At 49.6% G+C, this 1,846-nt stretch carries 3 protein-coding genes and 1 pseudogene; all 4 read left to right on the forward strand.

The window, feature by feature from the left end:
- Positions 1-166: 166 nt before the first annotated feature.
- Entirely contained in the window at positions 167-511 is a 345-nt protein-coding gene (locus LGZ99_RS24260) for a head-tail joining protein (protein WP_036841055.1), read from the forward strand.
- Positions 508-1,053: a hypothetical protein gene (locus LGZ99_RS24265; protein ID WP_036841054.1), complete on the forward strand. Its 546-nt coding sequence runs from the start codon at positions 508-510 to the stop codon at positions 1,051-1,053. The genes LGZ99_RS24260 and LGZ99_RS24265 overlap by 4 nt, the downstream gene beginning before the upstream one ends.
- 3 nt (positions 1,054-1,056) lie before the next feature.
- Positions 1,057-1,236: a DUF2635 domain-containing protein gene (locus tag LGZ99_RS24270; RefSeq protein ID WP_036841053.1), complete on the forward strand. Its 180-nt coding sequence runs from the start codon at positions 1,057-1,059 to the stop codon at positions 1,234-1,236.
- Positions 1,236-1,846 (forward strand): annotated as a pseudogene (locus LGZ99_RS24275) (phage tail sheath subtilisin-like domain-containing protein); the annotation flags it as partial. The gene LGZ99_RS24270 and the pseudogene LGZ99_RS24275, both read left to right, overlap by 1 nt.

The following is a 1,846-nucleotide window of genomic DNA, read 5'->3' on the forward strand; positions in this document are numbered from 1 at the left end:
AATATTCTCAGTTCGAGCAACTCATTCTCAGTCTTGAAGATGCCGAACGCTTGATTGAACTAGGGGTTGTTGCTGATGTTAACAAGCTGAGGCAACAAGCTCTGATTCAACATGGCCCCACAGTGACAGTCAATGACGGCGTTAAAATCAGTCACGAGGCTTGATGATGGGAATAAATTGGGACCAGCATTTACTTGAACCGCTACACAACGTGTTTGGTGATATGGTTGAATACCGCCCCGCAAGTGGCGCTCGTTACACGATCAACGGCATATTCGACCGGGCGTATACTCAAACAGTCGAATCACTGGATGACGGCAGCACCATCAATACAACATCCCCGGTCTTGGGTGTGCGCGACATTGAGTTTCAGGCACCGCCGAAAAAAGGAGATCGGGTATTTGTTGGCATAGTTGGCGGTGCTCAGGTTAATACCTTGTTTGCCGTGGCAGATACTCAGCCCGATAGCCACGGCGGGACAAAATTAATACTTAACAGGGTGAAATCATGAATGCGGCAGGTATCAGGGCGTTAGTCATTGATGCGCTCAAACATAAGACCGATGCAGAAGCGCGGGTTTATTCTCCCCGCGACTGGTCAACAACAGAAGATATGTACCCGATCATTCTTGTCCAGACGCCGATCGACGTTAAGCAGTCACTGGGCCGTAACGCGCCCCAGTTTAACACTGTCACAACAGTCCGTGTCACGGGTCGATTGCAAGAACTTGATAGCGAAGCGGAAGACGATGGGGCAGTTAAAGCTGAGGAATCCCTTGAGCGGTTACGCGAGCAGATAGAGCGTGCGGTAATTAACAGTTATGAACTCACTCGTCAGACTCAGCAGTTTGCCCAGGTTCGTTCAACGATTGGTATTGATGCCAGTGGTGAGGGACATACCGCTCAGTTGCTAATGGAACTTGATATTGAGTATTACCAGGGCCCGGAAGATTTCTACGAAATCGAAGCGGCAGAACTGGACGAAATCGACGTCACAATCGCTATGCCTGACGGCACCCCCGAACCTCATTTCAGAATCGATTTTCAGGAGTAATCCATGTTTGTAAAACCCGTTGCCGGGCGCAGTGTACGCGACCCGGTTAAGGGCACTCATTTGCCCGAAGGTTGTACAGAAGTACAAGACAGTCTGTTTTGGCATCGTCGCATAAAAGACGGTGACGTTGAAATATGTCAGCCTGAAAAAGCAGTTAAAAAGGCAGTCAAGGAGAATGAATAATGACCGTACCCTTTTCACGTGTACCTAACAATATTCGTGCACCGCTGTTTTACGTCGAGTTCGATAACTCAATGGCAAACAGCGCAATTGCGACACAGCGCACACTGATCATCGGTCAGGTGCTGAGTACATCTACAGCAAAACCCGATATCCCTGAGCGTATCTCTTCCGCTGCTCAAGCTGCTAATTTATATGGCAATGGTTCAATGCTGCACGGCATGACCGAAGCTTATTTCGCCAATGATCAGGCAGCTGAAATCTGGGTTCTTCCCTTAAGTGATGCTGACAGTATGGTCGCGGCCAAAGGCGGTGTAAAAGTATCAACTCCAGCGACGGACACCGGGGTTATCTCACTGTATATCGGCGGGCAGCGTGTGCAGATCACGACTGTAGCGACGGATAAAGCCGAGCAAGTGGCTACTGCATTGTCAGACGCAATTAACAAAAAAGTGACTTTGCCGGTCACGGCTACCGTTGCGTTTGACTCCGCTGATACGGTGACTTTGACGGCTAAAAACAAAGGCGCTGCCGGTAACAGTATTGATTTGCGTCTGAACTACCGGGGACAGTCCGGGGGAGAATTTACCCCCGCGGGCATGGCTTTGAAAAT

This window comes from Photorhabdus temperata, from assembly GCF_025384845.1.
GTDB lineage: Bacteria > Pseudomonadota > Gammaproteobacteria > Enterobacterales > Enterobacteriaceae > Photorhabdus > Photorhabdus temperata.

What these genes read in the sequence shown, in the direction of transcription:
- LGZ99_RS24260 (WP_036841055.1), top strand. Translation starts at nt 167, where the DNA reads ATGGGAATAAATTGGGACCAGCATTTACTTGAACCGCTACACAACGTG.
- LGZ99_RS24270 (WP_036841053.1), top strand. Translation starts at nt 1,057, where the DNA reads ATGTTTGTAAAACCCGTTGCCGGGCGCAGTGTACGCGACCCGGTTAAG.
- LGZ99_RS24265 (WP_036841054.1), top strand. Translation starts at nt 508, where the DNA reads ATGAATGCGGCAGGTATCAGGGCGTTAGTCATTGATGCGCTCAAACAT.